The 25,842-nt window shown below is 69.6% G+C and carries 29 protein-coding genes, 1 tRNA gene and 1 riboswitch; of the genes, 7 read left to right on the top strand and 23 right to left on the bottom strand.

The window, feature by feature from the left end; all coding sequences use genetic code 11:
* Window positions 1–351: 351 nt before the first annotated feature.
* A tRNA-Ile gene (locus AC1RN0_RS03420) sits at window positions 352–427 on the bottom strand.
* A gap of 121 nt (window positions 428–548) precedes the next feature.
* Between AC1RN0_RS03420 and AC1RN0_RS03415 the strand changes: the two genes are divergently transcribed.
* On the top strand, window positions 549–1,286 hold the full coding sequence (locus tag AC1RN0_RS03415; RefSeq protein WP_492786023.1) for an SIMPL domain-containing protein: 738 nt from the start codon (window positions 549–551) through the stop codon (window positions 1,284–1,286).
* A gap of 77 nt (window positions 1,287–1,363) precedes the next feature.
* Here AC1RN0_RS03415 and AC1RN0_RS03410 read toward each other — a convergent pair whose 3' ends face one another.
* Together AC1RN0_RS03410 and panD are read right to left on the bottom strand one after the other, a co-directional pair.
* The gene (locus AC1RN0_RS03410) at window positions 1,364–1,840 is read right to left on the bottom strand and encodes a hypothetical protein (RefSeq protein ID WP_492786022.1); all 477 of its coding nucleotides are present in this window, start codon (window positions 1,838–1,840) and stop codon (window positions 1,364–1,366) included.
* Window positions 1,841–1,898: 58 nt separating this feature from the next.
* Complete coding sequence (panD, locus tag AC1RN0_RS03405; RefSeq protein ID WP_492786021.1) at window positions 1,899–2,255, bottom strand: aspartate 1-decarboxylase; 357 nt, start codon at window positions 2,253–2,255, stop codon at window positions 1,899–1,901.
* A gap of 264 nt (window positions 2,256–2,519) precedes the next feature.
* Here panD and AC1RN0_RS03400 point away from each other — a divergent pair, with 264 nt between their 5' ends.
* Complete coding sequence (locus AC1RN0_RS03400) at window positions 2,520–2,987, top strand: YqhG/Tai3 family protein (RefSeq protein WP_492786020.1); 468 nt, start codon at window positions 2,520–2,522, stop codon at window positions 2,985–2,987.
* On the opposite strand, the gene AC1RN0_RS03395 is transcribed toward AC1RN0_RS03400, so the two are convergent.
* From AC1RN0_RS03395 to AC1RN0_RS03380, 4 genes are read right to left on the bottom strand one after another with little or no spacing between them, the layout of a single operon-like run.
* Window positions 2,984–3,370, bottom strand: a complete 387-nt coding sequence (locus AC1RN0_RS03395; protein WP_492786019.1) for a VOC family protein — start codon at window positions 3,368–3,370, stop codon at window positions 2,984–2,986. The genes AC1RN0_RS03400 and AC1RN0_RS03395 overlap by 4 nt on opposite strands.
* A 31-nt stretch (window positions 3,371–3,401) precedes the next feature.
* Entirely contained in the window at window positions 3,402–4,268 is an 867-nt protein-coding gene (locus tag AC1RN0_RS03390) for an alpha/beta hydrolase (protein WP_492786018.1), read from the bottom strand.
* 39 nt (window positions 4,269–4,307) lie between these two features.
* Window positions 4,308–4,610: a winged helix-turn-helix domain-containing protein gene (locus AC1RN0_RS03385; protein ID WP_492786017.1), complete on the bottom strand. Its 303-nt coding sequence runs from the start codon at window positions 4,608–4,610 to the stop codon at window positions 4,308–4,310.
* Between the two features lie 13 nt (window positions 4,611–4,623).
* On the bottom strand, window positions 4,624–5,250 hold the full coding sequence (locus AC1RN0_RS03380; protein ID WP_492786016.1) for a hypothetical protein: 627 nt from the start codon (window positions 5,248–5,250) through the stop codon (window positions 4,624–4,626).
* A 139-nt stretch (window positions 5,251–5,389) separates the two neighbouring features.
* Between AC1RN0_RS03380 and AC1RN0_RS03375 the strand changes: the two genes are divergently transcribed.
* Window positions 5,390–6,310: a glutathione S-transferase family protein gene (locus AC1RN0_RS03375; RefSeq protein ID WP_492786015.1), complete on the top strand. Its 921-nt coding sequence runs from the start codon at window positions 5,390–5,392 to the stop codon at window positions 6,308–6,310.
* A gap of 145 nt (window positions 6,311–6,455) precedes the next feature.
* On the opposite strand, the gene AC1RN0_RS03370 is transcribed toward AC1RN0_RS03375, so the two are convergent.
* Complete coding sequence (locus AC1RN0_RS03370) at window positions 6,456–8,252, bottom strand: long-chain-acyl-CoA synthetase (RefSeq protein ID WP_492786014.1); 1,797 nt, start codon at window positions 8,250–8,252, stop codon at window positions 6,456–6,458.
* Between the two features lie 355 nt (window positions 8,253–8,607).
* Here AC1RN0_RS03370 and AC1RN0_RS03365 point away from each other — a divergent pair, with 355 nt between their 5' ends.
* Both AC1RN0_RS03365 and AC1RN0_RS03360 read left to right on the top strand, forming a co-directional pair.
* The gene (locus AC1RN0_RS03365; protein ID WP_492786013.1) at window positions 8,608–9,222 is read left to right on the top strand and encodes a hypothetical protein; all 615 of its coding nucleotides are present in this window, start codon (window positions 8,608–8,610) and stop codon (window positions 9,220–9,222) included.
* A 93-nt stretch (window positions 9,223–9,315) separates the two neighbouring features.
* Complete coding sequence (locus AC1RN0_RS03360) at window positions 9,316–9,705, top strand: VOC family protein (protein ID WP_492786012.1); 390 nt, start codon at window positions 9,316–9,318, stop codon at window positions 9,703–9,705.
* 85 nt (window positions 9,706–9,790) lie between these two features.
* Here the strand turns inward: AC1RN0_RS03360 and AC1RN0_RS03355 are convergent, their stop codons facing one another.
* The 5 genes from AC1RN0_RS03355 to AC1RN0_RS03335 form a co-directional block, all read right to left on the bottom strand.
* On the bottom strand, window positions 9,791–10,135 hold the full coding sequence (locus AC1RN0_RS03355) for a GIY-YIG nuclease family protein (protein WP_492786011.1): 345 nt from the start codon (window positions 10,133–10,135) through the stop codon (window positions 9,791–9,793).
* On the bottom strand, window positions 10,132–10,695 hold the full coding sequence (locus AC1RN0_RS03350; protein WP_492786010.1) for a DUF2239 family protein: 564 nt from the start codon (window positions 10,693–10,695) through the stop codon (window positions 10,132–10,134). Before AC1RN0_RS03350 ends, AC1RN0_RS03355 begins: the two co-directional genes overlap by 4 nt.
* 72 nt (window positions 10,696–10,767) lie before the next feature.
* Complete coding sequence (locus AC1RN0_RS03345) at window positions 10,768–11,163, bottom strand: hypothetical protein (RefSeq protein ID WP_492786009.1); 396 nt, start codon at window positions 11,161–11,163, stop codon at window positions 10,768–10,770.
* A gap of 79 nt (window positions 11,164–11,242) precedes the next feature.
* Window positions 11,243–11,752 (bottom strand): GNAT family N-acetyltransferase, encoded by a 510-nt coding sequence (locus tag AC1RN0_RS03340; RefSeq protein WP_492786008.1) that lies wholly within the window; start codon window positions 11,750–11,752, stop codon window positions 11,243–11,245.
* Window positions 11,749–12,594 (bottom strand): alpha/beta hydrolase, encoded by an 846-nt coding sequence (locus AC1RN0_RS03335; protein ID WP_492786007.1) that lies wholly within the window; start codon window positions 12,592–12,594, stop codon window positions 11,749–11,751. Before AC1RN0_RS03335 ends, AC1RN0_RS03340 begins: the two co-directional genes overlap by 4 nt.
* A 104-nt stretch (window positions 12,595–12,698) precedes the next feature.
* Between AC1RN0_RS03335 and AC1RN0_RS03330 the strand changes: the two genes are divergently transcribed.
* Window positions 12,699–13,523 (top strand): tetratricopeptide repeat protein, encoded by an 825-nt coding sequence (locus AC1RN0_RS03330; protein ID WP_492786006.1) that lies wholly within the window; start codon window positions 12,699–12,701, stop codon window positions 13,521–13,523.
* Here the strand turns inward: AC1RN0_RS03330 and AC1RN0_RS03325 are convergent.
* Genes AC1RN0_RS03325 through AC1RN0_RS03310 form a run of 4 tightly spaced genes read right to left on the bottom strand, consistent with a single transcriptional unit; the run spans window position 13,520 to window position 16,324 of the window.
* Window positions 13,520–13,885: an iron chaperone gene (locus AC1RN0_RS03325; RefSeq protein ID WP_492786005.1), complete on the bottom strand. Its 366-nt coding sequence runs from the start codon at window positions 13,883–13,885 to the stop codon at window positions 13,520–13,522. The genes AC1RN0_RS03330 and AC1RN0_RS03325 overlap by 4 nt on opposite strands.
* Window positions 13,886–13,893: 8 nt before the next feature.
* Window positions 13,894–14,472, bottom strand: a complete 579-nt coding sequence (locus AC1RN0_RS03320) for a hypothetical protein (RefSeq protein ID WP_492786004.1) — start codon at window positions 14,470–14,472, stop codon at window positions 13,894–13,896.
* 46 nt (window positions 14,473–14,518) lie between these two features.
* On the bottom strand, window positions 14,519–15,058 hold the full coding sequence (locus tag AC1RN0_RS03315) for a lipocalin family protein (RefSeq protein ID WP_492786003.1): 540 nt from the start codon (window positions 15,056–15,058) through the stop codon (window positions 14,519–14,521).
* Window positions 15,059–15,103: 45 nt separating this feature from the next.
* Window positions 15,104–16,324, bottom strand: coding sequence for an MFS transporter (locus tag AC1RN0_RS03310; protein WP_492786002.1), 1,221 nt, complete (start codon window positions 16,322–16,324; stop codon window positions 15,104–15,106).
* Between the two features lie 103 nt (window positions 16,325–16,427).
* On the opposite strand from AC1RN0_RS03310, the gene AC1RN0_RS03305 reads away from it, so the two are divergent.
* Window positions 16,428–17,021 carry a hypothetical protein gene (locus tag AC1RN0_RS03305; RefSeq protein WP_492786001.1) on the top strand — a complete coding sequence of 198 codons (594 nt, stop codon included), beginning with the start codon at window positions 16,428–16,430 and terminating at the stop codon, window positions 17,019–17,021.
* A 32-nt stretch (window positions 17,022–17,053) separates the two neighbouring features.
* Here AC1RN0_RS03305 and AC1RN0_RS03300 read toward each other — a convergent pair whose 3' ends face one another.
* The 6 genes from AC1RN0_RS03300 to AC1RN0_RS03275 all read right to left on the bottom strand — a co-directional run bounded on the left by AC1RN0_RS03300 (window position 17,054) and on the right by AC1RN0_RS03275 (window position 25,777).
* Complete coding sequence (locus tag AC1RN0_RS03300; protein ID WP_492786000.1) at window positions 17,054–17,530, bottom strand: hypothetical protein; 477 nt, start codon at window positions 17,528–17,530, stop codon at window positions 17,054–17,056.
* 712 nt (window positions 17,531–18,242) lie between these two features.
* On the bottom strand, window positions 18,243–19,733 hold the full coding sequence (locus AC1RN0_RS03295) for a hypothetical protein (RefSeq protein WP_492785999.1): 1,491 nt from the start codon (window positions 19,731–19,733) through the stop codon (window positions 18,243–18,245).
* A 44-nt stretch (window positions 19,734–19,777) separates the two neighbouring features.
* Complete coding sequence (gene thiC, locus AC1RN0_RS03290) at window positions 19,778–21,634, bottom strand: phosphomethylpyrimidine synthase ThiC (RefSeq protein WP_492785998.1); 1,857 nt, start codon at window positions 21,632–21,634, stop codon at window positions 19,778–19,780.
* Between the two features lie 63 nt (window positions 21,635–21,697).
* Window positions 21,698–21,805: riboswitch (TPP riboswitch) on the bottom strand.
* Window positions 21,806–22,051: 246 nt separating this feature from the next.
* The gene (locus tag AC1RN0_RS03285; protein WP_492785997.1) at window positions 22,052–23,977 is read right to left on the bottom strand and encodes a potassium transporter Kup; all 1,926 of its coding nucleotides are present in this window, start codon (window positions 23,975–23,977) and stop codon (window positions 22,052–22,054) included.
* Between the two features lie 181 nt (window positions 23,978–24,158).
* Window positions 24,159–25,016: a KPN_02809 family neutral zinc metallopeptidase gene (gene ypfJ / locus AC1RN0_RS03280; RefSeq protein ID WP_492785996.1), complete on the bottom strand. Its 858-nt coding sequence runs from the start codon at window positions 25,014–25,016 to the stop codon at window positions 24,159–24,161.
* 200 nt (window positions 25,017–25,216) lie between these two features.
* Window positions 25,217–25,777, bottom strand: coding sequence for a tetratricopeptide repeat protein (locus AC1RN0_RS03275; protein WP_492785995.1), 561 nt, complete (start codon window positions 25,775–25,777; stop codon window positions 25,217–25,219).
* Window positions 25,778–25,842 lie beyond the last annotated feature (65 nt).

Below are 25,842 nucleotides of genomic sequence, written 5' to 3'. Positions count from 1 at the left end.
TCGGACCGGAAAGACTGTTTTGCACGCGACGCTCCTGCTCCGCCTGACCGAGGCAGATTCAAACGGGGTCATCACGGCCGGAGCGGGGTCATTGCGGCGGTTCGTCCCGCCTGACCCGTACGGATGGCGCAACCTCTCGTACTCGCGGGGAACTGGAAGGCCCTAAATGCCGCCCCCCCGATTATTCGTCACCCGAACTGGGGAGGCGCCTCGCGTAGGGCAGACGGCCCGGTCGAGCAGGGCAGATTGAAGATTTTTCCGGTCCCGCGGATCGACCTTCCGACGCCCCGCGAGCCTCTCCTGAGCCTGACCGGACAGCGCGGAATGCCTCTCGGCGTGCGGCGCGAAGGCTGGTAGGCCCGGCAGGACTCGAACCTGCAACCAGACCGTTATGAGCGGTCGGCTCTAACCATTGAGCTACGGGCCCGCCGAAGCGGCGTCGGCCGGTTACCATGCCCCGAACAGGCCTTAAAGCTCCGGTTCATGTTGCATCCGTCAAACACAACCGTGGCGGGGACACGCAACCCTCCCCGCCCAGGAGACCCGTCATGAAAGCCCTCTTCCGCGCCGCCGCCCTCGGCGCGCTGATCACCGTCACCGCGGCCGGCGCGTCGCTGGCCCAGTCGGCGCCCGCCCCGGCGGCCGACAGCCTGTTCCGCGCCACCACCCTGAGCCTGTCCGCCTATGGCGAGGTCAGCCGCAAGCCCGACATGGCGACCATCTCGACCGGCGTGCAGACCGAGGCCCCGACGGCCGCCGAGGCCCTGCGCCTGAACGCCGTGCGCATGACGCAGGTGATCGCCGCGCTGAAAAAGGGCGGCATCGCCGACAAGGATATCCAGACCAGCGGCCTGAGCCTGAGCCCGCAGTATGTCTACCAGGAGAACCTGCCGCCGAAGCTGACCGGCTACCAGGCGTCCAACCAGGTGACCGTGGTGGTGCGCGACCTGACGCGGCTGGGCCAGGCGGTCGACGCGGTGGTCGACGCCGGCGCCAACTCGCTGGGCGGCATTTCGTTCGGGCTGCAAAGCAGCGACGCGGCCGAGGACGCCGCCCGTCTGGACGCCGTCAGGGCGCTGCAGGCCAAGGCCGACCTCTACGCCCGGGCAACCGGCTATCGCGTCGCGCGGCTGGTGACCCTCAGCGAAGGCGGCGGCTACAGCCCGCCCGCGCCGATGCCGATGCTGGCCATGGCCCGCATGGACAAGGCCGAGTCGACCCCGGTCCAGGCCGGCGAGCTGAAGGTGCGGGTGGATATCAGCGCGACGTTCGAGCTGGTGAAGTAGGAAGGGACCAGGGGCTAGGGGCTAGGGGTTAGCGGGCGCATCCAGCCCCTAGCCCCTCATCCCTAACCCCCTTCTTGCTACATCCCCGCCTTGCGGAAGGCGCCCTCGAGGCGGACCTTGATCTCGCGGCCGGGCAGAACGCTGGGGCCCTGCATGTTGGCGGCGTAGGCGAGGTCGCCATAGGCCGTCCCCGGCGTCGGGGTGATCGGTCCGGAGGCCCAGCCGACCCGATCCCCGGCCTCGCCCGGCGCGTCGCAGCTGAGCGTGCGCGCGTCGCCCGCGGCGGCCAGTTTCGCCAGATCGTCGGTGGTGATCGTGCCGGCGCCGTCGCAGGACGGCCGGGCCGTGGCGCAGGTGGTGTAGTCGCCGTAGCGGAAGACGACCTTCGCCGAGACCTTCTCGACGATCAGGACGCAGGTGTTGGGATCGCCGACGGCCTTGCGGACCGCTTCGGTCAGCCGCTCGGAATCGACGCCCTTGGGGCCGGTCGGCTCACAGGCGGCCAGCGCCACGGACGCGGCGGCGATGACGAGCAGGGTTACGGGCGTGCGCATGGAATCCTCCTGTTGGAAGGACCCTGCGCCATCACGCGCCGTCACTCAATGTTCTGGATCAGGCGGCGTGCTTGACGAGGTTGTTGTCGTCCAGCAGCACGACGTTGGGATTGTAGTTGCGGGCCTCTTCCGCCGGCAGCTGGCAGTAGGTCACGACGATGACCTTGTCGCCCTTCTGCACCAGGCGGGCGGCCGCGCCGTTGACGCCGATCACCCTGGACCCGCGCGGGGCCTCGATGGCGTAGGTCGTGAAGCGGGCGCCGTTGGTGATGTTGAGCACATCCACCTGCTCGTGCGGCAGGATGCCGGACTGGTCGAGCAGATCGCGGTCGATGGCGATCGAACCCTCGTAGTCGAGGTCAGCCTGGGTCACCGTGGCGCGGTGCAGCTTGGCCTTCATCATGGTCAGCAGCATGGCGTCGTCCCTCTACTCGGGAAAATTCGCGGCGCCGCACAAAATCGGCGACCGCGCTGGAGGCCCGGCATATAGCGTCTAAGGGGTTGCCGTTCAATTGCGGCGCATCATGAACGGCGTTCAGATAGCGGCCGTACGGCGCCCTTCACATAATTCCCACAACGATCCCAACGGGTTGGCCCGAACCGGGTACCGGCGGTTTTCGGCGCGCTTTGACAGCGGGCGGAGCGTGGCGCAGCGTGGCCGGACATTTCCGGGGGTCACATGCGTTTCGTCCTGCTCGCCGTCCTGATCCTGCTTGCGCCCGCCATGGCCCGGGCCCAGGCCCTGACCGACGCCCCGTCGGTCTATGTGGCCAGCGTCTATGACCGGCTGTCCCGCGACCAGGACTACACCGACCCGGACGCCCTCTACACGCCGCGGCTGGCCGCCCTGTGGAAGGACATGCAGAAGGACGCCGGCGGCGAGGTCGGGCGGGTCGACTTCTTTCCATGGACCAATTCGCAGGACTGGAACCTCACCGAGCTGTCGCTGACCAGCGAGATCGTCGACGGCCGCGAGGACCGGATGATCGTCACGACCCGGTTCCGGAACGACGGCGAACCGCAGGTAATCCGGACCTTCTGGGAGAAATCGGGCGGACGCTGGCGGCTGGACGACATGCAGTCGCTCGGCAAGGACGCCTGGACCCTGTCGGTGATCCTTAAATACGGCTGGTCGTCGCAGGACTAGGCGAGACGCCAGGGCGGAAAGCGGCGGATCGACCCCGCCCGGTAAAGGCAGACGCAGTTGCCCGACGGATCGCGCAGCCGGGCCTCGCGCCACTGCCAGCTCTGGTCGGCCGGATCGCTGTCGAACGAAAGGCCCGCCGCCTTCAGGCGGGCGACCGTGGCGTCGAGATCGTCGTCCTCGAAATAGACCACCGTGTCGGAGACGCCCGGCGCGTCCGGCGCGAGGTGCAGCGAGAACGTCGGCGGCTCGCCGCCGTCGGCGTCGGGGCATTCGAAGCGCGCGTAGTGATCGTTGCGCACGATCAGCCGCAGGCCGAGGGTTTCGTAGAAGGCGATCGAGGCGGCGAGATCGCGGGCGGACGCGGTGACCTGGTTGAGACGCATGGGCGTCAGATAGGCGCGCGGCGCGCCGGCGCTAGAGGCCCGCCTTGAGGAAGGCGGTCATCTGGTCGAGCACCGGGGCCCGCCCCCGCAGCGGACGCGAGAGGGCCAGCACGATGTCGGTGTGATCGACCCCCGGATAGTACTCGGCCTGGACCTTGACCCCGGCCGCGCGCAGGACCTTTTCCAGCGCCCGGCTGTTGCGCGGATAGACGGTCGTGTCGGCCTCGCCCGTGGCCAGGAACACCGGCGGCGCGCCGGGGCCGGCGAAGCGCACCGGCTGGGTCAGGGTGAGATCGGGCGCCTCGCCGAAGGTTCGCCGGGTGACCGGTCCGTCGAGCGGCAGGAAGTCGTAGGGGCCGGCCAGGCCGGCGACGCCGCGGATCACCGCCGGATCCACGCCCGCGCGCCGCAGGTACGACGGGTCGAGCGCCAGCATCATGGCGTTGTAGGCCCCGGCCGAGTGGCCGACGAGCACGATGTGCGACGGGTCGCCGCCGTAGGTCGCCGCGTGCTCCGCCGTCCAGCGCACCGCCGCTGCGCAATCGTCGAGGAAGTCGGGGAAGCGGACCTGTGGAAACAGCCGGTAGTCGGCGACCACGGCGACGAAGCCGCGCGAGGCCAGCGCCTGACCAACCCAGCGATAGTCGCCGCGCCGGCCGGAATCCCACGATCCGCCGTAGAAGAACACCGCCACCGGCAGCCCCGGCGCCGGGATGGCGGGGGTGTAGACGTCGAGCGCCTGGCGCGGATCGGGACCGTAGGCGATGCCCGCGGCGCCGCGCCGGGCGGGGTCCCTCGGCGCGAGGGTGGCGAACATCGTCAGCGGCGAGCAGGCGGCCGCGATCCCGGCCGCGAGCGCCGTGAAGCCGGCCAGCAGGGTGCGGCGTGTCTGGGTCATGCCGTAGGACCTAACGCGGTCGCACCGGGTGGCAAGGGCCTATCGCCCCTCGACCAGCTTGCCGATGGCGTCGAGGTAGGCGGTGAAGGCCTGGCGCCCCGTGTCGGTGAGGCTGAGCGTCGTCAGCGGCTTGCGGTCGACGAAAGTCTTGTTCACCGCCACATAGCCGGCGTCCTCCAGCTTGCGCAGATGGACCGAGAGATTGCCGTCGGTCGCCTGCAACCGGGCCTTGAGGGTGTTGAAGTCGGCGGTCCCCGCCCCGGACAGGAAGGCCATGATCCCCAGCCGGATCCGGCCGTGGATGACCTCGTCGATCCGGTCGATGTCGAACCCGTCGGTCATGACGAAGGCTTTCTCAAATCGTGTCCGAGGGTTCCTGGCGCATCAGGATGTAGCCCGGCAGCGCCATCAGCAGCAGCAGGGCGGCCGAATAGACGAGATAGACCACCGGATCGACCGACAACCAGGCGACCAACAGGGCGGCGGCGTAGGAGCCCAGGGCCGTCATCCAGATCCAGCGCTTGTGCGTCATGGCCGCCGCAACGCTCCAGCCCATGCCGTAGAGGCCGAGGATCAGCGGCGGGAAGATCAGGACCGGAATGTAGCTCTGCGTGCGCCAGGACAGGATGCCGATGGCCAGGCTGATGACGAAGATGGTCCAGCCCATCGCCGCCCAGGCCGCGCCCGAGGCGCGGTTGCCCGGCGACTGCGCGCCCGGACGGCCATCGGCGCCCCGGCGCAGCCAGGTCAGCAGCACCAGGAACACGACCAGCGCCGCCGGCCAGACGAAGGACAGCGTCTGCTGCGGCATGTTCAGCAGTTTCGACATCACCGCCCAGTGCACGACGCCGGCGACGCCGAACGTCACGCCGGCGGCGACCAGGATCGATCCGCCGAGCAGCGGCGCGCTTTGCCCCTCCTGGGCCAGCGCGCGCATGAAGGCGATGTCGTCCTTCAGGGTCTGGATTTTCTCTTCGGTCATCACAGCCTCTCCCGGCCCATGGTCAGTGACCCGGTGATAGTCTCGTCACTTTGTGTAGTAAAGTGCTTTTTCGTGGACTGCCGGTAAGGCAGCCGCGCCCCATGGCCACAACGGGGAAAGCCCCGAACCGGGAAACGCCATGACCGACCTGCCCATCCTGCACCACTTCGACAGCTCGCCCTTCTCCGAGAAGGTGCGGCTGATGTTCGGCCTCAAGGGCCTGGACTGGGGTTCGGTGAAGATCCCCAACATGATGCCCAAGCCCGACTACACGCCGCTGACCGGGGGCTATCGCCGCACGCCGTCGCTGCAGATCGGGGCCGACATCTACTGCGACAGCCAGATGATCCTGGCCGAGATCGAGCGGCGTTGGCCCGAGCCCCGGGCCGTGCGCGGCGGGCTCGACTGGGCGATCAACCTGTGGTCCGACCGGCCGTTCTTCCAGGCCACCGTGCCGATCATCTTCGGCACGATCGGCGACCAGACGCCGGAGGCCTTCCTCAAGGACCGCGAGCAGCTGTCCGGCCGGCCGTTCGACGTGAAGGCCATGAAGGCCGCCGTCGGACCGATGAAGGGCCAGTGGCGCGGCCAGGCCGCCTGGCTGGAGGACCAGCTGGCGCAGTCGTCGAGCGGCTGGCTGAACGGCGACACGGCGGGCCTCGCCGACATCGCCGCCTACATGAACGTATGGTTCCTCGGCGGCGCCCTGCCCCCCGCGCTGGCCGAGCTGACCGCCGGCATGCCGAGGCTGGGCGACTGGGCCAAACGGGTCGCGGCCATCGGCCATGGGCGGCCGAAGGAGATGACCGGGGCCGAGGCGCTGGCCGTGGCGATGGTCACCGCGCCCGCCTCCGGCCTGCGGCACGATGTGATGGATCCGCTGGGTCTGGCGCCCGGCGAGAAGATCGTGGTGATGGCCGACGACTACGGCCGCGACCCGGTGTCCGGAACCCTGGTCGCCGCCACGCCGCGCGGCGTGACCCTGGCCCGCGACGACGCGGCGGTGGGCACCGTACACGTGCACTTCCCGCGGGCCGGCTACATCGTGGTGGCGGGGTGACTTCCCTCCCCTTTGTGGGGAGGGCCGTCAGCGAGGCCGACCGGGCGGGGTAGCAACCCGCCGTGCAGCACGGCGGCGGGTGGCCTCTGACTTCCCCACCCGTCCGGGCTTCGCCCGTCCGCCCTCCCCATGAAGGGGAGGGAAATCAAAGCCGGAAGCCGCCGTCGCAGATCTTGTCGAAGGCCGCCTTGGTGATCTTGGTCCACGCCTTCTTCGTCGGATTGCGGAAGTAGAGCGGGTCGCGGACCTTCGACGGGTCGAAGCCGTCCTCGACCAGATCGACCTTGCGGTACTTGAAGGTGCCGGTGGTCTCGATCTGGCGCTGCAGCCGCAGGAACAGCGGCTGGGCGTAGGTCGGCAGCTTGCTCTCCACATGGGCGTAGAAGCCGGTCAGGTCGAAGTCGTCGTCGACCGTCAGGGCGACCATGCCGGCGCGGCCGTCCTGGCCGGGCACCGCGACGCCGTAGACATTGGCCTCGAGCACGCCGGGGGCCTCGGCCAGCTGGTCGGCGACCTCGCCCGTCGAGACGTTCTCGCCCTTCCAGCGGAAGGTGTCGCCGATGCGGTCGACGAAGTAGAAGTAGCCGTCGGCGTCCTGGCGCATCAGGTCGCCGGTGCGGAACCAGGCGTCGCCCTTCTCGAACACGTCGCGCAGGACCTTCTTCTCGGTCGCCGCCTTGTCGGCATAGCCGGTGAAGTTGGTCCGCGGGTCGCCCGCGTCGATCTTGCCGATACACTCGCCGATCTGGCCGGGGCCGCATTCGATGCAGCAGCCGTCCGGGCCGCGCACGGGCTGCTCGGTCTCGACATCGAACTGCACCAGGCGGGCGTTGACGCGCTTCTTGAGCCACTTCGGCAGCCGGCCGATGGCGCCGACATGGCCGTCGAAGTTGAACATCGACACATTGCCTTCGGTCGAACCGTAGAACTCCATCACCCGGGGGATGTCGAACCGCGCGACCATCTCTTCCCAGACGTCGGCGCGCAGACCGTTGCCGAAGGCCAGGCGGAGCTTGTGATCCCGCTCGAGCGGATCGGCCGGGGCGTTGATCAGGTAGCGGCAGAGCTCGCCGATGTAGACGAACATGGTGCAGTTCTCGTCGTGCACGTCCTTCCAGAAATGCGTCGTCGAGAACTTCTTGCGCAGAACGATCGACCCGCCGGTGAGCAGGGCCGCGCCCATGCCGCAGAGGCCGCCGGTGGCATGGTAGAGCGGCAGGACCTGGTAGATGCGGTCGGTCGCCTCCGCGCCCGTCGCCCCGGCGAAACCGCGCATGTAGAGCTGGACGCGCATGTGGTTCATGCGCGCGGCCTTGGGCAGGCCGGTGGTGCCGCTGGTGAAGATCCACAGGGCCGTGTCGCTGGCGCGCAGCTCGCCGCGCGCCGTCTGCCGGTCGGGACGCAGGTTGCTGCAGCTCTTGAGCGCCGCGACCAGATCGCGCCGATCGCCCGACACCGGACCCAGCGTCCACTGGGCCACGTGTTTGGTCAGCTGGCCGCGCACGGCCTCGAAGGCCGGAGAGGTCTCGGCGTCGACCAGGCAGTGCAACGCGCCGGAGATGTTCAGGCAGTGGGCCAGCGGTGCGCCGGTCAGGTTGTTGTTGATCAGCGCCGTGGCCACGCCGACCTTGGTCAGGCCGTACCAGATCGGCAGGTATTCGGCGCGGTTGGGCATGAACAGCGCCACCGTCTGGCCGCGGGTGATGCCCTGCTCCTTGGCCCAGTGGGCGTAGCGGTTGGCGAGGGCGTCCATCTCGCCGTAGGTGAGCGTCTTGCCGTCGAAGGTGATCGCCGGACTGTCGCGATGCGCGTCGACGGCCGCTTCAAGGTCGTCGCAGACCAGCTCCCGGCTGTCCGGCGCAATGGGCTTGACCCACTTCAACGTGCGGCTGAGGCCCTTGATGAACCGTAGCTCGCGCGCGATCCGCGCCTTCAGCTTCATGGGTACGCCCTCCGAACGCCCCTGACGTTTCGCCTGTCGGGCGAATTGGGGTCAAGCCAAGCCTAGGGGTCAGGCGTTGCGGGCCGGTGAACGTGGCGCAAAGAGCGCACCCGCAGTCGCGAGGGCCGCGGGCGCGCGCGTTCAATCACGGCGAAAACGTGTCATGTATTGGCAAGTTATCGCCCCATTTCGACTTCCCCTCCGGAAGTCGTTTCCAATCCCCGGGGAGCGGAGAAAATATCGGATCGGCTCTGAACGGCGACATAACCAGGAAGAACGGTGATCGCCGGATCATGGAACCTGTTGCAGCCGGAGGTCGTTCAACATTCGAACCACTTCCACAGAGAGGCTTCCCATGTCCCTGGATCGTGATGCTGCCCGCGCGCTGTTCGCCAGCGCCGACCCCATGCCCGCCACCGCCGGCGGCCCCGCCTTCGCTCCGGCCTCGCCGTTCGCCTCCGCGGCCGACGACGCCATGACCGCCCGCGTGAGCGGCCGTTCGACCCGCAAGCGCGTCGACTGGCGCCTCGTCGCGCCGGTGGGGGTCGCGGCGCTGTGCGCCGGGGCCGCCCTGTTGATCGTGTCGCAGCGCGACGCGGCCGAGCCCGGCAAGACCGTCGCCTCCACCGAGCTGTCCCGCCCGTTGCCCGCGCCCCTGCCGGCGCCGACGCCGCTGCCCGAACCGGTCGAGACGGCCGCCGCGACGCCGCCGCCGTCCTCGATCGTCAAGCCGCCGGCCGCCCGGCCCGCGCCCGTGGTCCGCGCCCGCGCCACGCCCGCGCCGGCCCGCCGCACGTCGGCGCCGCGCGCGGTCGCGGCCGCCCCCAGCGCCGATGACGCGTCCAGCAACGTCAGCGCGCGCGAACCCTATGTCCCGCCGCCCAGCCTGGGCGCGCCCGTGAGCGTCATCCCGGCCGCTCCGCCGCCGGTGGCGACGCCCGAGCCGGCCCCGGTCACGCCGCAGCCGTAGAGCAAGACGGTCACGACGGTTGAAAGGCCCTCCCCGCCGGGAGGGCCTTTTGCGTTTCCGGTCTAGGGTGCGTCGGCATCCGGAGATCGACTCATGTCCCAGCGCCTCGCCCTGACCACCCTGCTCGTGGCCGAGTACGATCCCGCGATCGCCTTCTTCGTCGACCGCGTCGGGTTTACCCTGGTCGAGGACACGCCACAGGGCGGGGACAAGCGCTGGGTCGTGGTGGCTCCGGCCGGAACGGCCGGCGGCGGCCTGCTGCTGGCGCGGGCGGCGGACGAAGGCCAGCGCGCGGCGATCGGCAAGCAGGGCGGCGGCCGGGTGTTCCTGTTCCTCGAGACCGACGACTTCGATCGCGACCACGCCCGCATGGCCGCCGCCGGCGTGCGGTTTCTTGAAACCCCGCGGCGCGAACCCTACGGCTCCGTCGCCGTGTTCGAGGACCTGTGCGGCAACCGCTGGGACCTGATCGGGCGGCGCTAGGGGGACATTTACCGCAGGTACCTGTCCCCTAATCGAGCGATCGCGGGTTTGGAGGACACGTACCTTCGGTACATGTCGCCGCCCCCTATCCCGTCACCGCCGTGGCGTTCAGAGCCTCGCGCCAGTGACGCTCGCGGCTCTTGAGCTTGCTGGTCAGCTCCCAGCCCGCCAGGTCGTCCCCGGCCAGGGCCTCGATGTCCTCGATGCTGAAGGCGTCCGCGCCGTGGGCCGTCCACTCCGCCTGCAGCGCCCGGTTGGGGTGCGTGCCGAGCTTGAGCGGAAACAGGACGCCGTTGCGACAGGCGTCCAGGTTGGGCGTGGCCTGGACCCAGACCTGGCCCGTCGCCGCGCAGCGCACGGCGAAGATCCCGGGCCGGGGCTTGCGCTCCTTGTAGGCCGCCAGCAGTTCCTTGCGGCGCTCGCGGCTCACGGCGCTACACCGAACCCGGGCGCGGCCAGCCGCAGGGCGTGGTCGCGCACGTCGGCCGGCCAGGCCGTGGTGTGGGCCTCGAAGGCCGCCCGGTCGGCCGCGTACAGCGCCCGCACCGCCTCCTCGAAGCCCGGCGCGTCGCCGGCCAGGGTGGTCATGAAACGATAGGCGCTGTCGCGGGCCGCCCGGGCCCGCTCGCGCGGATCCTTGCGGGCCGCCTCGACCAGCTTGCGCAGCGCCACCGACGCCCCGCCCGGCTGGGCCGCCAGCCATTCCCAGTGCCGGGGCAGCAGGGTGACTTCCCGGGGCGTGACGCCGAGCTTCGGCCGTCCCGGCCCCCGGGCCTCGACGGCGGCGACGCGGGCCGCGACCTCGGCGACCGTGCCGCGCAGATCGACCTCGACCCGGCGGCTGTCGTCGTCGGCGAGGATCAGCACCGAGGCGTTGGGACGCTGGTTCAGCACCCCGCGCACGGCCGGCGCGACGTCGGACAGCGGTCCGGCGGCGATCAGGCGCTGGCCTTCAAAGGCGGCGCAGGGGGTTTCGGGGTCGTGGGCCATGGCGGCGCTCCGTCGAACAGAGCGCGGCTTTTACCCGGATAAATATTGAAGTCAATATCGCCCGGGTAATATCTAGGCGGGATCCGGCTGGCTGTAGGCGACGTAGCCCCGCTCGACCATCCGGCGCATGGCCTCATAGGCCTCGGCCAGTTCCTCGAAGGTGTGGCGCAGATGGGTCAGCTGGCTGAGGTCCTGCGGCGTCATCTTGCCGCCGGCGGCCGAGACCGCCAGGGCCTGGGCGACCCAGGTGGCGCGGGCGGCCGCGGCCGCCACGGCCAGCCGCTGGAACTTCTTCGCGTCGCCCGCCCCGAGGGCCTGGCTGATGACCGCCCGGTTGGCCGCGAAGGCGGTGTAGTCGATGTGTTCGAGGATTCCGCGCATGCGCCGCTGGGCCTGGGGATCGCTCTGGTCCTCGGGCTCGAAGTGGTCGTTCACGCGGCGAAAGCTGCCGGTTCGGGATACGGACATCGCGTCCTGCCTTCAGTCGGGCCGGAAAAGACGGCCCCCTTGTCCCGCGAAGATTAGAATGTGTCGCGTTAACACACCCTTAGGGCGCTCCCCGGGACAGGGGCAGCCAGTAATACGCGTCCGTCGTGTGCCGGCCGTCGGCCAGCCGCAGGGCGAAGGGCTCCAGGCCCCAGCGCTGAAATCCCCGGCTCTCGTAGAGGGCCACGGCCGGCGCGTTGGTCGAGACGACGACCAGCTGCAGCACCTGGACCTCCTCGTGGGCATGGGCGATCACCGCGTCGAGCAGCCGCCCGCCGAGGCCCCGGCCGCGGACGGCGTCGCGGACGTACATGCTCCAGACCCGGCCCTTGTGGCGCTCGCGCAGCGCCTCGTGCCGGGCGAAGCCGGCCATGGCGCACAGCCCCTCTCCCGCCACGAAGCCGCCGAACACGGCCGTGGTCGACAGGGTGGCCGCGATACGGTCCAGCGGCTTGGCCCGCTCCTCGAGGATGTCCGTGCCGAAGGACTCAGGCTCGGCCGCCATCGCTTCCAGCCGCAGGGCATGGAAGGCGGCGGCGTCGGCCGCGGTGAGGCGGCGGATGTCGGTCACCGCGCGCCCGGCCTCGCCGCCTCCGGTCCCGGAAACGCCCAGCGCAGGGCTTCCAGCCCCGACGGGTGGTAGGTGGTCAGGTGGCGCTCGTCCGGGAACGACCGGAAGGTCCAGGCCAGGTCCGGCGGCCCGTCGGCGCGCAGGGCGGCCAGCAGCCGGTCCATGGCCCCGGCGACCATCGCGCCTTCGTTGGCCTGGGACAGGTAGAGCCGGCGGCCGGGGGGCCAGGGCCGGGCCTTCAGCAATCCGGCCGCCTGCCGTGTCAGGCTCTGGTCGTCCCACCAGATGCTGGGGCTGACGGCGATGTAGGTGGAGAACAGCTCCGGCTGGCGCAGGGCCGTGTCGAGCACGAAGTAGCCGGCCAGGGACTCGCCCATGACCGCCGTCTCGCCCGAGGTGCGATAGCGGGCCGAAATGGCCGGCAGCAGGTCTTCGGCGAGGAACCGGCGAAACAGGGCCGCCCGACCGCTGGTGGGGAATTCCTTGCGCTCGATCTCGCTCGGTGTGGTGAAATCGCGCAGCCGCAGGCCAGGGCCGCTCTCGATGCCGACGACGATGACCTCGTCGGTCACGCCGTTCAGCCCGGCCAGGGCCGCCAGGCCCACGACCGGCAACAGGTCCTGCCGTTCCCCGCCGTCGAGCAGGTAGAGCACCGGATAGCGCTGCTTGCCGTCGCCGTAGGAGGGCGGCAGCCAGACCGTGATGTGGCGGACCTCGGCCTCCGCGCGGGACGGCAGGTCGAAGGTCGAGCCGAGGACGATCGGCCGTTCGTCGCGGACCTGGGCCAGGGCCGGCGCGGCGGTGAAGAGGAGGGCGAGAGCAAGCAGAAGGCGAGTCATCATGGCGCGACGCTAGCAAGACTCAGGGCGGCAGGTCACGTCCGGCTGGCGCGCCCCTTGCAGGCCGGAGGGCGAAAGTCCCAGTCGGGATCCGGGAGCCGCCCTTGATGAACCGAACCGTCTGGATCGCCCTGGCCGCGGGCCTGTGCCTGGCGTCGCCCGCCCTCGCCCGGCAGGCGGCGCCCGCCGCCCCCGCGGCCGCCCCGGCCGGGTCGTACGACTACAGCGCCCTCGACGCGCGCGAGGCGGCCGACGCCGCCGTCGTCCAGGCCGCGCTGACCGCGTTCGGCGAGAAGGGGTTCGCGGCCATGGACAGCGTCGCGCCGAAGCTGCGGGCCGTGCTGGACCGGTCGCCCAAGCCCTATCCGCAGGTCGAGATCCGCGGCAGCCTGGTGATCGTGCGGGCCGACGACGAGGAGACCTCGATCAGCCTTGGCCTGGCCGGCGCCATGCAGGCCAACGGCGCCAACCGCCAGGTCACCAGCCGCTTCAACGTCTACCCCATGGCCGCCCTGCTGCTCGGCAGCTGGGCCAACGAGCGGCGCGACGCCGACGGGGCGGTGCGGATGCTGCAACGAGGGCTCGAGATCCAGCCCGGCAACCCGCTGCTGGCCTCGGAACTGGGCGCCGCCTACACCCTGCAGAAGGCCTGGGCCGAAGCCCTGGCCGTCTACGAGGGCGCGCTGGAAGCCAATCCGCTGATGGGCAAGATGGCGCTGGCCCGGCTGCTGCGCGGCAAGGGCTTCGCCCTGATCGAACTGGGCCGGCTGGACGAGGCCGAGACGGCCTATCGCCAGTCGCTGGTCGCCGAGCCGAACCACGGCGGGGCGCAGCACGAGCTGGCCTATATCGCCGGCCTGCGGAAGGGCAGGCCGGCCGCCCCGACCGGCATCCAGACCGGCGCCGACGCCCGGGCGGCGGATCCGGACTAGCCGTCGCGCGCCGTCGTCCGTTCGACGCAGCGCAGGATGATGCGGCGCAGCAGGTCCTGCGGGATCGGCCGGTCGGGCTGGAAGCGGATCGCGCCCTTGCTGGTCGAGAAGTCCGCCAGCTCGGCGGCGAAGTCCTCGACCTGGCCGCCCGGATAGAAGGCGCAGTGCCGTTTGGCCGCCGCGAAATAGCAGAGCGCCCGGCCGCCCAGGCGGAAGGCCGGCATGCCGTAGCTGATGCACTCGACCGCGTCCGGAACCACGTCGAGCACCGTCTCGCGCAGGGCCTGCAGCGCCGCGCGCTGGGCCGCCGGGACCGCGGCCAGATAGGCGTCGGTGGAGGTCGGGAGCGGCGCGCCGCGCATCGGGCCCGCTAGCGGAACATGCAGGTCACGCCGGCCCACAGGTCGGTGACCTTCGCGGCCTGGTCGCGGCCGTTCAGCAGGCCGCCGGCGCGGCCGTCGCCCGGCAGGGTGAACTCGACGCCGAGCGTGGTCTCCTCGACCTTCGTCCCCGGGAAGGCCGCCACCAGCTCGGCGCGGCTCGAGCCGATGCCGACGCCGTTCATGAAGGTCAGCGTGCCGCTGCCGCGTTCGTCGGCGCTCCAGCCGACGAAGCGATCGTCCTGGAACATCAGGCTCAGGCCGTCGGGCCATTCGACGAACGTCAGCGGTCCGGCGCCGCACTCGGTGTTGACGCTCTCCTTGCCCCGCGTGAGCTCGGCGCGGGTCATGGTGACGAGGGTCTGCGACTTGGGCCGCAGGAAGGGCAGAGCCTGGGTCGCGCCGCTGTCGGCCATCACCGCGATCAGGCCGTCGCTCGACAGGGCCAGCCGGAGCGGCATCGGCGCCGGGGCGGCAGTGGCCGGCGGCGGCGCGGCCGGGGCCGGCTTGTCACAGCCCGACAGGGCGAGCGCGAGGGCGAGAACGGGCAGCAGGCGGGCGTGGGTCATGACGCCAGCCTAGACCGGGGTTCAGCGAACGGTCGAGTCCCCTCGCCTAGCGTGGCGGCTGGGCCGGAAACTCCAGCCGGCCGGTGTCGTAGCCGAGGTCGCGGGCGCGCTGGACCAGCATGGCCAGGGTCGCCGCGTCCGGGACCTCGCGGGTGTAGATCCACAGCTTGTCGAACGACGGGTCGGCCGAGATGAACCAGCTGTAGTCGTCGGCGTGGTCGAGCACCTGGTAGGTCCAGGTGATGAAGAACGGATAGCGGACCTTCAGCGTGGCGTTGGCGCCGCCGGCGTCGAGCAGCGTGCCGGTTCCCTTGATGGTCCTGGTCCGGCCGCCCGGTTCGCCGACCTGGCAGGCGTCGAGCACCGCGACCTTGCCGCCGGGCGCAGGACCGTAGTCGGTCGTGCCGGCGACGCAGCCGTCGGTCAGCGACATCGGCAGCCGGGCGATCTCCAGCCAGCGGCCGGTGTAGAAGCGGGCCGGATCGACGGGTTTGGCGGGCGAAGGAGCCTGGGCCGCGAAGGCGGGCGCGACGGTCAGGCAGAGGGCGGCGGCGAGGACGATCAGGGCGGCGGGACGGCGGGTCATGGAAGGGCTCCTTCCCGCCGTGACCTGGAGCGGACGCCCCTCAGGTCAAGCCGGCGTGACCGCCTTCGCCCGGCGGCTGGCCGACAGGGCCAGCAGGATGGCCGGGGCGACCACGGCCGCGCCGAGGATGAAGGGTCCGTCGATCACCCGGGCGAAGATCAGCCCGGCGCTGAGCGGCCCGATCACCCGGGCCAGCGCCCCGGCGGCGTTGTTGAGGCCCATGATCTGGCCCTGGCGGTGCGGATCGGCCGTGCCGGAGATCAGCGCCCCGACATTGGGGAAGGCCACCGAGCTGCCGATGGCGTTGAGGCACATCAGCACCGTGGTCATGACCCCGCCGGTGGAGACGATCTGCAGCAGCATCGAGACCGTCGCCAGGGCCATGCCGACGGCCAGCATCGGCCCGGCGCCGTAGCGTTCCGACAGCCGGCCGGTCAGCAGGGTCTGGGACAGGAAGGCGCAGACCCCGACGCAGGCGAAGGCGAAGCCGATGTTGCGCGGCGTCCAGTCGAACCGCGCCTGGGCCCACAGGCCGAACACCGACTCGATGCCGGTGAAGGCGAAGCCGACGAGGAAGGTCAGCAGGATCAGCCGGCCGATCACCGGATGGCGCAGGGCCTCGCCGAGCGCCGCCCAGCGGCTGGCCCGGTGCGAGAAGCTGGTCTCGCGGATGCGGCTCTCGCGGATCACCAGGATCACGGCGGCCACGCAGAGGAAGGCCAGGCCGGAGGCGATGAACAGCGGGATGCGGAAGCCGGCCGGGCCGATGCCGGTGTGTGCGAACAGGCCGCCGATCGAGGGCCCGACGATCAGGCCGACGTTCCAGGCCGCGCCCTGGTAGCTGAGCTGGCGCGCGCGTCTGGCCACCGGGGTGACGTCGGCGATATAGCCCTGGATCACCGCCCCGTTGCCGGCCGCCAGCCCGCCCAGCAGGCGGATCAGGAACGCCAGGCCGATGTTCGGCGCGAAGGCCAGGCACAGGTAGCAGAGGCCGTTGGCGGTGATCGTCGAGATCAGGATCGGCTTGCGGCCGTAGCGGTCCGACAGCCGGCCCCAGAACGGCTCGCCGAAGAAGGCTCCGACCGAATAGGCCGAGAAGATCAGCGCCATCTGCCAGGCCGGGGCGTTGAACGAATGGGCGTAGAACGGCAGCAGCGGCACGATGATGCCGAAGCCCAGCATGTTGATGAACACCACCGCGATCAGCGAGGCGGCCGCGAACGGCGGCGCGGTCGACGGGGGCTGGGGAGCGTCGGCGGGGGGCATGGCGGCGGTGATAGGGTGGGGGCCGCGCCCACGCAATCCTCAAGGGCGGTGTTGGGGCCGATCGCGAGGTCCGCTATCCTCGGCGACGACGGGGGGCCGCCACATGACGCTGTTCGACTTCACCTTCGGCCTGAGCGCCGTGATCCTGGGCCTGGCCCTGACGCAGATGGCGTCCAGCCTGCACCGGCTGGCGCTGGCCGGGCGACGGGTCCGGTGGGCGCCCGAGCCGCTGCTGCTGGCCAGCCTGGTGTTCCTGGTGATCGTCTCGGTCTGGCTCTACCAGTGGCCCGAGCGGCTGCGCACCGACACGACCATCGGCCTGGTGCTGCTCAATGTGCTCAAGTTGATGTTTCCTTACATGGCCGCCGCCTTCGTGCTGCCCGAACAGCCGGCCGAGACGGGCGAGATCGACCTCTACGCCCACTATGACCGCACCCGGCCATTCACCTACGGCGCGATGATCGCCGGGATGCTGCTGTTCTGGCTGGCCAATATCGTCGGCTGGATCGTCCACACCGGCCTTCCGCAACACAAGGCCTTCCCCTGGGCGGGCGCCCTGGCGGAGGGACCGTGGGTCGCGGTGGTCCTCTATGGCCTGTTGATCTGGCTCGACAACCGCTGGGTCCACCGCCTGATCCTGGTCGGGGCGGTGCTCTACTACGGCCTGTCGATCGTGGGCATCCCGCTGACGCAGTAGGCGGTTCCGCGCGGCCGGCCCCCCGGTCGGGCCTACTGCAGCCCGGCCTCGCGGACCAGGCCGTCGTAGCGGCTCGCGTCCATGTAGCGGCGGACCTCGCGCAGGCTGGCGGTGAACGACGGGTGGCCGAACAGGGTCTGGGCCGCCGTGGTGGTCACCGCCGAGAACGGATCGCTGAGGGCGTCGGCCCCGCCGGCCTTGAGCGCCGCCACCGCGGCGTCGTGGCAGTCGACCAGCAGCAGCCGCTCGAGCAGGGCCGCCACCCGCCGGGCGTTGGCCTCGCGCACCGCGGGAGTCACCGTGACGCTGTCCTTGACGTCGGGGTGGCTGGCGAAGGCGATGACGATCCACAGGCCGAGCTCGCGCTGGTCGCCCGGCGTCACCGCCGCCGTCATGCACCGGCCGAGCGCGTCGTCGGCCGCCGTCTCCGCCCGCGCCGTCCCCGGCGCCGCCAGGCCCAGCAGCGTCGCTGCCGCCAGGGCCGCTCCAACCGTCCGGCGCAGGATCATGGCCGTCTCTCCCCGTCTGTCCTCGCCCCTCCGGCGACCGGAGGTGAGATGCCGGGACGCGGCCGGGGCGGCGACCCCTGAAAGGGTGGCGGGGCGCGCGGGGGTGCGACGGACGGACCGCCCCGCCGCCGTCATCCTCGGGACGAGCGCGAGGATGACGGGGATTGATGGGACACGACGACGCGACCTCCACTGTTTCCAGCGAGGATGGGGAAGGCGCGGCGCGCTCCGGTCTCGGCCGGATGAGCAGATGCAGGGGTCTGAGAAAGCCGGAACCGTCTCGCGCCGCGGAGTCCGTTTTCCGGCAGCCGCCGGTGGGCAGCGGTTTTAACGCTTAGCCGGCAGAAGCCTCCGGCGGGCGGGCGGCGGCTGACCGTCCCGGACCGTGAGCGTAACCCCCGCTCACCTGACCCCGCTCGAACCCCGTCCCGCCGCCGCCTCGGATCGCCTGGCCAGAAGCGCCCTCCCCGTGCGGCGGGATGGGGAGAGGATAGGCGCGGTCCGGCGGGGGATGGACAGATTGTTTTGCGCCGTCGGATTGGGCGGGCGGAGGTGAAGGATTTCAGGGGGTTGGGCGCGGGGATTTCAGGATAGCCCGCGGTGTTTCCTCTCCCGGATCTCACGCAGGCCAGCCTGCCGACTGACTATTCAGCCGCCGCCGAGGTCAATTGCCGGCAGGTTTGCGCGACGCGCCTGCTCTGCCGCTCGACATTTAGTCTTGGGCCCAGCCGAGCTCCCGAGCGTAGTTTTGAAGTTTCGTGAGAATATATTGAGCCACCGTAGAACGGTTTGTGGACGCCAAGAAATCACCCTTACGCCACGTATATTCGATTGCAACTACAGAATCCTCATAAACGACAGCATTGTCAGGTATTATTCTGCAGAAACTCAGTATTTTCTCACAATCTACAACAATGGGAGGGAGGCTTGGATCTCGATTATCGCTGAGAAACCCTTTCCAAGCCTCGGCCATGATCGCGTTGAGCTTCTTGTCCTTTCCCAGATTGAAGCCCCTCTCAGCTAGAAGCTGGAATGCAGCGGTCGCTTCCTTGGCCGGCTTTCCGCGCCCCTCGGATCGAGCTACGGATTCTCCACGAAGGAGCTTTCCGACGTCTGTGCGGCCCAAATCCCTAACGGCTTTCGAGGCTCCCGCTCGGGCAATTCCAATGGCGTCAAGGAATGGGTCGGGCGTAGGTCCGCAATTTCTAATCGCAGAAATTGTGGCGGCCGGCGATAGGAAATGCGCATGCGCATTTAGCTGAACAATTGTTCGAGTGAGCAAACCACGCCGACCTGACCACCATTTTCCAATTACAGAATCCGGGGTTGCAGCAAGCAACCCTGATGTATCAAGAAGTCCGTAGCGACTACTATTTGTAAGGCCGGACAATACCCCCGGTTCGTCGCTTTCGCTTGCAATAACGATAATAATTTCGACTGGCTTCTGAAGACTTTTTCTCAGGTTGAATAAATTCCTGGTGAAATCGGTTTGGATTTTCCTCAGAAATTCCCCAAGCGATCCAAATTCTGCTGGATCGTAGTCGCGCGGATCGACGCCCATGGTGTCGAGACTTTCAACCTGATTGGTCAGGCGTAGGGTATTCAGTGCAATGTCAATCCATGTGTTTCGAGCCGGCCCTTCGATTTCCAGGACCTTAATTGGTTGAGCTCCCGCGACCTCCTCATAGCGGGCTCCAATTGCCACAGCTGTATCAGCGCTCGTTTCTGGCCAGAAAACAACTGCGGGGGAGCCACCGGGAACGGTGCGCAGGAACCGCTTTAAAGCGGCCAGTTCTTCTACCGTCGGAGGCGATGACTCTCGGTGATCGACATTAATTGGAATGACGCGGGTGTCATTCGCCGCAAGCGTTTTTCGAAATGACGCGACTGAAGCTGCAAGAGCCTCAAACGTTATTGCCCCCTCGTGCTGCAGCGTCGGAGTAAAATCCCGCGCCTTCCATTGGTTCACCGAGGCCGCGAACGTCGTCTTCCCGGCTCCAGATCGCCCCGAGAGCGGGACTAGAGTTCCTTGGCCACCCGCCCTCACCGAGTCGACAATCGTCGCGAGGCGGTCCTGAGAAATATCCGTTGGCGCAACGAGGATATTGGCGAGTTGCTCGCCAACGGCAGCGTGCAGAGGCTCATAGCGATCCGGAAGTCGGAGCGTCGAAAGTAGATCAACCCTGTCTTTGTTTGTCGTCATTGTCCTGCCGCGAGACGAGGAGAGCCCAATAGGAGACGATTCGCCTACCCCTCCACCTTCACCTCAATCTCCCCGCCCAGGTCCCTGAACTTCCGGCTCATCGCCGCCATCCCCTCCGCCGCCTCGTTCGGCGCGAGGCCGGCCGCGAACTCGCGCACCTCCTGGGTGATCTTCATGCTGCAGAACTTGGGGCCGCACATGGAGCAGAAGTGGGCGGTCTTGTGGGCTTCTTTCGGCAGGGTGGCGTCGTGGAACTTCTGCGCCGTTTCCGGGTCGAGGCCGAGGTTGAACTGGTCTTCCCAGCGGAACTCGTAGCGGGCGCGGGAGACGGCGTCGTCGCGCAGGTGGGCGGCCGGGTGGCCCTTGGCGAGGTCGGCGGCGTGGGCGGCCAGCTTGTAGGTGATGACCCCGGTCTTGACGTCGTCGCGGTCGGGCAGGCCGAGGTGCTCCTTGGGCGTGACGTAGCAGAGCATGGCCGTGCCGAACCAGCCGATCATGGCCGCGCCGATGGCTGACGTGATGTGGTCGTAGCCGGGGGCGATGTCGGTGGTCAGCGGGCCGAGGGTATAGAACGGCGCCTCGTGGCAGTGCTTGAGCTGCTCGTCCATGTTGGCCTTGATCTTGTGCATGGCCACGTGGCCGGGGCCCTCGATCATCACCTGGCAGCCGTGGTTCCAGGCGACCTTGGTCAGCTCGCCCAGGGTGCGCAGCTCGGCGAACTGGGCCTCGTCGTTGGCGTCGCGCGTGCTGCCCGGGCGCAGGCCGTCGCCGAGGCTGAACGACACGTCATAGGCCCGCATGATGTCGCAGATGTCCTCGAAGTGGTCGTAGAGGAACGACTCCTTGTGGTGGGCCAGGCACCACTTGGCCATGATCGAGCCGCCCCGGCTGACGATGCCGGTGACGCGTTTGGCGGTCAGCGGGATGAACGGCAGGCGCACGCCGGCGTGGATGGTGAAGTAGTCGACGCCCTGCTCGGCCTGTTCGATCAGGGTGTCGCGGAAGACCTCCCAGGTGAGGTCCTCGGCCACGCCGCCGACCTTCTCCAGCGCCTGGTAGATCGGCACCGTGCCGATCGGCACCGGGCTGTTGCGCAGGATCCAGTCGCGGATGTTGTGGATGTTGCGGCCGGTCGACAGGTCCATGACCGTGTCGGCGCCCCAGCGCGTGGCCCAGACCATCTTGTCGACCTCGTCGGCCACGGTGCTGAGCACCGCGCTGTTGCCGATGTTGGCGTTGATCTTGACGAGGAAGTTGCGGCCGATGGCCATCGGCTCCAGCTCGCCGTGGTTGATGTTGGCCGGGATGATGGCGCGGCCGCGGGCGATCTCCTGGCGGACGAACTCCGGCGTGACGAAGTCGGGGATGCTGGCGCCGAAGTCCTCGCCGTCGCGGACGCAGGGGGCGGTCTGCTCGCGGCGCAGGTTCTCGCGGATGGCGACGTATTCCATCTCCGGCGTGATGATGCCCTTGCGGGCGTATTCCAGCTGGGTGACGGCGGCGCCGGCTTTGGCCTTGTAGACCTTGCGGGTCTCGTCGTGGAACTGCGGGGCCAGGTGCTTGCCGCGGGCGAAGCCGTTGTCTTCCGGCCGGACCTGACGGGGGTCGGCGACCACCTCGACATCGCCGCGCGCGACGACCCAGGCCTCGCGGAGGCGCGGCAGGCCCTTGTCGATGTCGATCACCGCGTCGGGGTCGGTGTAGGGGCCCGAGGGGTCGTAGATGGTCAGCGGCGGCTCGTTGGCCGTCGGATGCAGCGCCACCTCGCGGAACGGCACGCGGATGTCCGGGAACAGCTCGCCCGAGGCGTAGACCTTGCGGCTGCCCAGACGCGGGCCGATGGCGACGTCGTCGGTCTTCGGCGAGGCGTTCCCGTCGGGCTGGGGGGCGTGGATGTTCATGGCGCGGTCCTCAAGGTGCGAGGGCTCCGCCGGCGCTGGAAGGCTCCCCCTTGCGCCTGTCGGGGCGGGGAACGCGTCTCTCCCTTCGCCGGCATGACCCGGATCAGGTTCGGCGGGTCACGGCGCTAGCCGACTCTCAGCCGCTCGAATGCGACACCCCGGAGAACGGAGGGAGACTAGGCGCGGGGGGGAGCGGGGGCAAGGTGCGTGGTTCGATACGCGGCCTGCGGCTGCTGCTCAGGATGACGGAGAGGGGCTAGGGGCTAGGGGCTAGGGGCTAGGGGCTAGGGGTTAGGGGTTAGGGAGTAGGGGTTAGGGAGTAGGGAGTAGCCGGGCGAGGTGGCGGCGACCGCACCGACCTACTAACCCCTAGCCCCTAACCCCTAGCCCCTCTTGCTACGCCCTACGCCCTACGCCCTAAATACTCACCTGCGTGCCCATCTCGACCACGCGGCCGGGGGGCAGGTGGTAGAAGTCCGTCGGGGTGGTGGCGTTCTTGGACAGGGCGATGAACAGGCGGTCCTGCCATTTGGGCATGCCCGACTTCGAGGCGGCGACCACCGTGCGGCGGCCGAGGAAGAAGCTGGTCGACATCATGTCGATCTTCAGGCCGTCGGCGCGGCAGGCGGTCAGGGCGGCCGGAACGTTGGGCGTCTCCATGAAGCCCCAGGCGACCGTGACCATCCAGACGTTGTCGTCGAGCCGGCGGGTGGTCACGCGCTCGGCCTCGGCGACCGTCGGCGTGTCGGTGGTGCGGACCGTCAGGAACACGTTGACCTCGTGCAGCACGCGGTTGTGCTTGAGGTTGTGCATCAGGGCCGAGGGGGCGTGGTCGGGGTCGGCGGTGAGGAAGATCGCCGTGCCGGCCACGCGGCGCGGCGGGCGGCTGGTCAGCATGGCCAGCACGTCGGCCAGCGGGGCGCTGTCGCGGGCGGCCTTGGCGTTGAGCAGGCCGCTGCCCCTGGCCCAGGTGGCCATGACGACGAACAGGGCGCCGCCGAGCAGCAGCGGCACGAAGCCGCCGTGGAGGATCTTCAGCGCGTTGGCCCCGAGGAAGATCAGGTCGACGGTGATCATCGGCGCGACCAGCAGGCCGGCCTGCCACAGCGGCCAGTTCCACTTGCGACGCACGACGAGGAAGGCCAGCGAGGTGGTGATGACCATGGTGCCGGTGACCGCCAGCCCGTAGGCCTGGGCCAGGCCGCTGGAGGTCCTGAAGATGGCGATCAGCAGGACCACCCCGACGAGGAGCAGGCCGTTGATCTGCGGCATGAAAATCTGGCCGGCCTCGTGGTGCGAGGTCTGGCGCACGACCATGCGCGGCAGCAGGCCCAGCTGGATGGCCTGACGGCTGATCGAGAAGGCCCCGGTGATGACCGCCTGGCTGGCGATGACGGTGGCGGCCATGGCCAGGATGACCACCGGCGCGCGCAGGGCCTCGGGGGCCATGAGGAAGAACCAGTCGGCGTTCTCGACCCGGTGGCCGTGCGCCCCGGCGATGGCCTGCAGGGCCATGGCGCCCTGGCCGAGGTAGTTGAGGATCAGGCAGGGGAACACCAGGCCCAGCCAGGCGAAGGCGATCGGCCGGCGGCCGAAGTGGCCCATGTCGGCGTAGAGGGCTTCCGCCCCGGTGACGGTTAGGAACACCGAGCCCAGCACGAACAGGCCGACGGTTCCGTGCGTGGCGAGGAAGGCGGCGGCGTAGGTCGGGCTGAGCGCCAGCAGGATGGCCGGCTCCCGCACCAGATGGGTGACGCCCAGCACCGCCAGCAGGCCGAACCAGACGAGGCAGATAGGGCCGAACCACTGCCCTACCCCGCCGGTGCCGCGTGACTGCAGCGCGAACAGGGCGCCCAGGATGACCAGGCTGATGATCATCAGCGCTTGCGGGGTCACGGCGTTCTCGAGGCCCGGCACGGTGCGCAGACCCTCGACCGCCGACAGCACCGAGATGGCCGGGGTGATGATGGCGTCGCCGTAGAACAGCGCCGCGCCCATCACGCCGAGGGCGAAGATCAGCATGGTGCGGCGTCCGGTGGCCCGCTCGGCCAGGGCCATCAGCGACAGCACCCCGCCCTCGCCCCGGTTGTCGAGCCGCATGAGGAAGAAGACGTACTTGACCGTGACGACCAGGATCAGCGCCCACAGCGCCAGGCTGGTGACGCCCATCACCCCGGCGTGGACCACCCCGTTGGGCGAGGCCTGGCCGAGCGCCTCGCGGAAGGCGTAGAGCGGGCTGGTGCCGATGTCGCCGTAGACGATGCCGATCGAGCCCAGCACCAGCGGCCAGAACCGCCCCGCGGCGTGGGCGGCCGGTTGCGGCGAAGTCGCGTCGTTGCTCATGGTCGCCCTGCCCCGGACCCGGCGTCGTTCACCGGGCGATCGCTGGCGCGCGGCGTAAGCCCGTCGCCCCGGCCTGACAAGGGCTTTGTGCGGCGCGGCGGGGACATGTACCGCCAGGTACGTGTCCCCTAATCGAGCGCGCGGGTTTGGGGGACACGTACCTTCGGTACATGTCCCCGCCCTACAGCGCCGGCGCGCGGATGGTGTCGCACTGGGCGGGGTCGCCGCTGTCGTAGCCGCGCTTGAACCAGCGCATGCGCTGGGCCGCCGTGCCGTGGGTGAAGGCGTCGGGGACCACGCGGCCCTGGGTCTGGCGCTGGATGGTGTCGTCGCCGACGGCGCTGGCGGCCTGCAGACCTTCCTCGATGTCGCCGGCTTCGAGGGCCACGCGGCCCTGTGTCGCCGCGCCCGTGCGGGCGGCCCAGACGCCGGCGTAGCAGTCGGCCTGCAGCTCGACGCGGACCGAGCCGCCGCCGTCGCCCCGGGCGCGGGCGCCCTGGCCGGCCGCCAGCTCGCCGCGCAGGTCCTGCACATGGTGGCCGATCTCGTGGGCGATGACATAGGCGCGGGCGAAGTCGCCGGCCGCGCCGAAGCGGCTCTCCAGCTCGTTCCAGAAGGCCAGGTCGAGGTACACCTTCTTGTCTTCCGGGCAGTAGAACGGGCCCATCGCCGCCTGGCCGGTCCCGCAGCCGGTGGCCGTGGCCTGGTCATAGAGCACGATGCCGTCGGTCGGGGTGTAGGCGGCGCCGGACTGGCGGAAGATGTCCGTCCAGACGTCGGTGGTCGAGGTTTCAACCGCGCCGACGAACCGGCCGCCCTCGTCGGTCGTCACGCCGCGCTTGCCTTCCTGCTGCGGCTGGCTGACGGCCCCGCCGTCGCTGACCGCGCTGATCATCTGCTGCGGATCGACGCCGAACACGAACACCCCGATCAGGATGATCACCACGCCGCCCAGCCCCAGGCCGCCGACCGCCCCGACCGGGCCCAGGCCGCGCCGGTCCTCGATGTTTCCCGATTGCCTGCCGTCGCGCCAACGCATGGTCGTGCCTCCCCGATTGTCCGGAGTTAACGCTGGGGCGCCGGAAAGGGTTCGTCCAGTGGGAGGTTGGGGACAGCGTGCGTCCTTCGAGACGCGGACCTGAGGGTCCGCTCCTCAGGATGACGGAGAGGGGTGGGCTGCAATACCGTTCGTCATGGTGAGGAGCGAGGCATCAGCCGAGCGTCGCAAACCACGCAGCCCTACTTCGCCGTCACCGTGAAGCGGGCCAGTTCCTTGCGGGGGGCTTCCCAGTCGGGCTTGAGGGCCGCGGCCTGGCTGTAGTCACGCCAGGCGGCCTCCATGTTGTCGAGGGCTTCCCAGGCGATGGCGCGGTTGAAGTAGGCCTTCTCCGGCTCGTCCGCGCCGAGGGCCAGGCCCTTGTCGATCTCCGCCTTGCCCTCCCGCCAGCGCCGCTGGCCGAGCAGGGCCGCGCCGCGGTTGACGAAGGCTTCGCCCATGGCCGGCTGCAGCGCGATGGCCGCGTCGAAGTCGCGGCCGGCCTGGGCCCAGGCCTTGCGGCGCAGCAGGATGACCCCGCGATTGACGAAGGTCGCCGCCCGGTCGCGGCGGGCGAGGATCTCGCCCGCCAGCGCCAGATTGCAGGTGTCGAGCGAGGCGTCGTCATCGCGGCCCTCGAGGGCCGAGACCGAACAGGCCGTCGCCAGACCGCCGCCGAGGACGGTGGAGGCGGCCAGGGCCGGACCCGCGAGAGTCAGCGACAGGGCGAGGGTGGTGAACGCATACAGGGCTCTGGGGGCCATTTCGGTCTCCTCCCCGAGGTGAAGCCTGAACCCGGGCATGGTAGCACGTCCGTTCCGTCAGGGGA

The sequence above is a fragment of the Caulobacter sp. GW821-FHT12F03 genome (assembly GCF_058806855.1).
The sequence above is the reverse complement of the archived record's forward strand: the minus strand, read 5'-3'. Positions and strand labels throughout refer to the sequence as shown.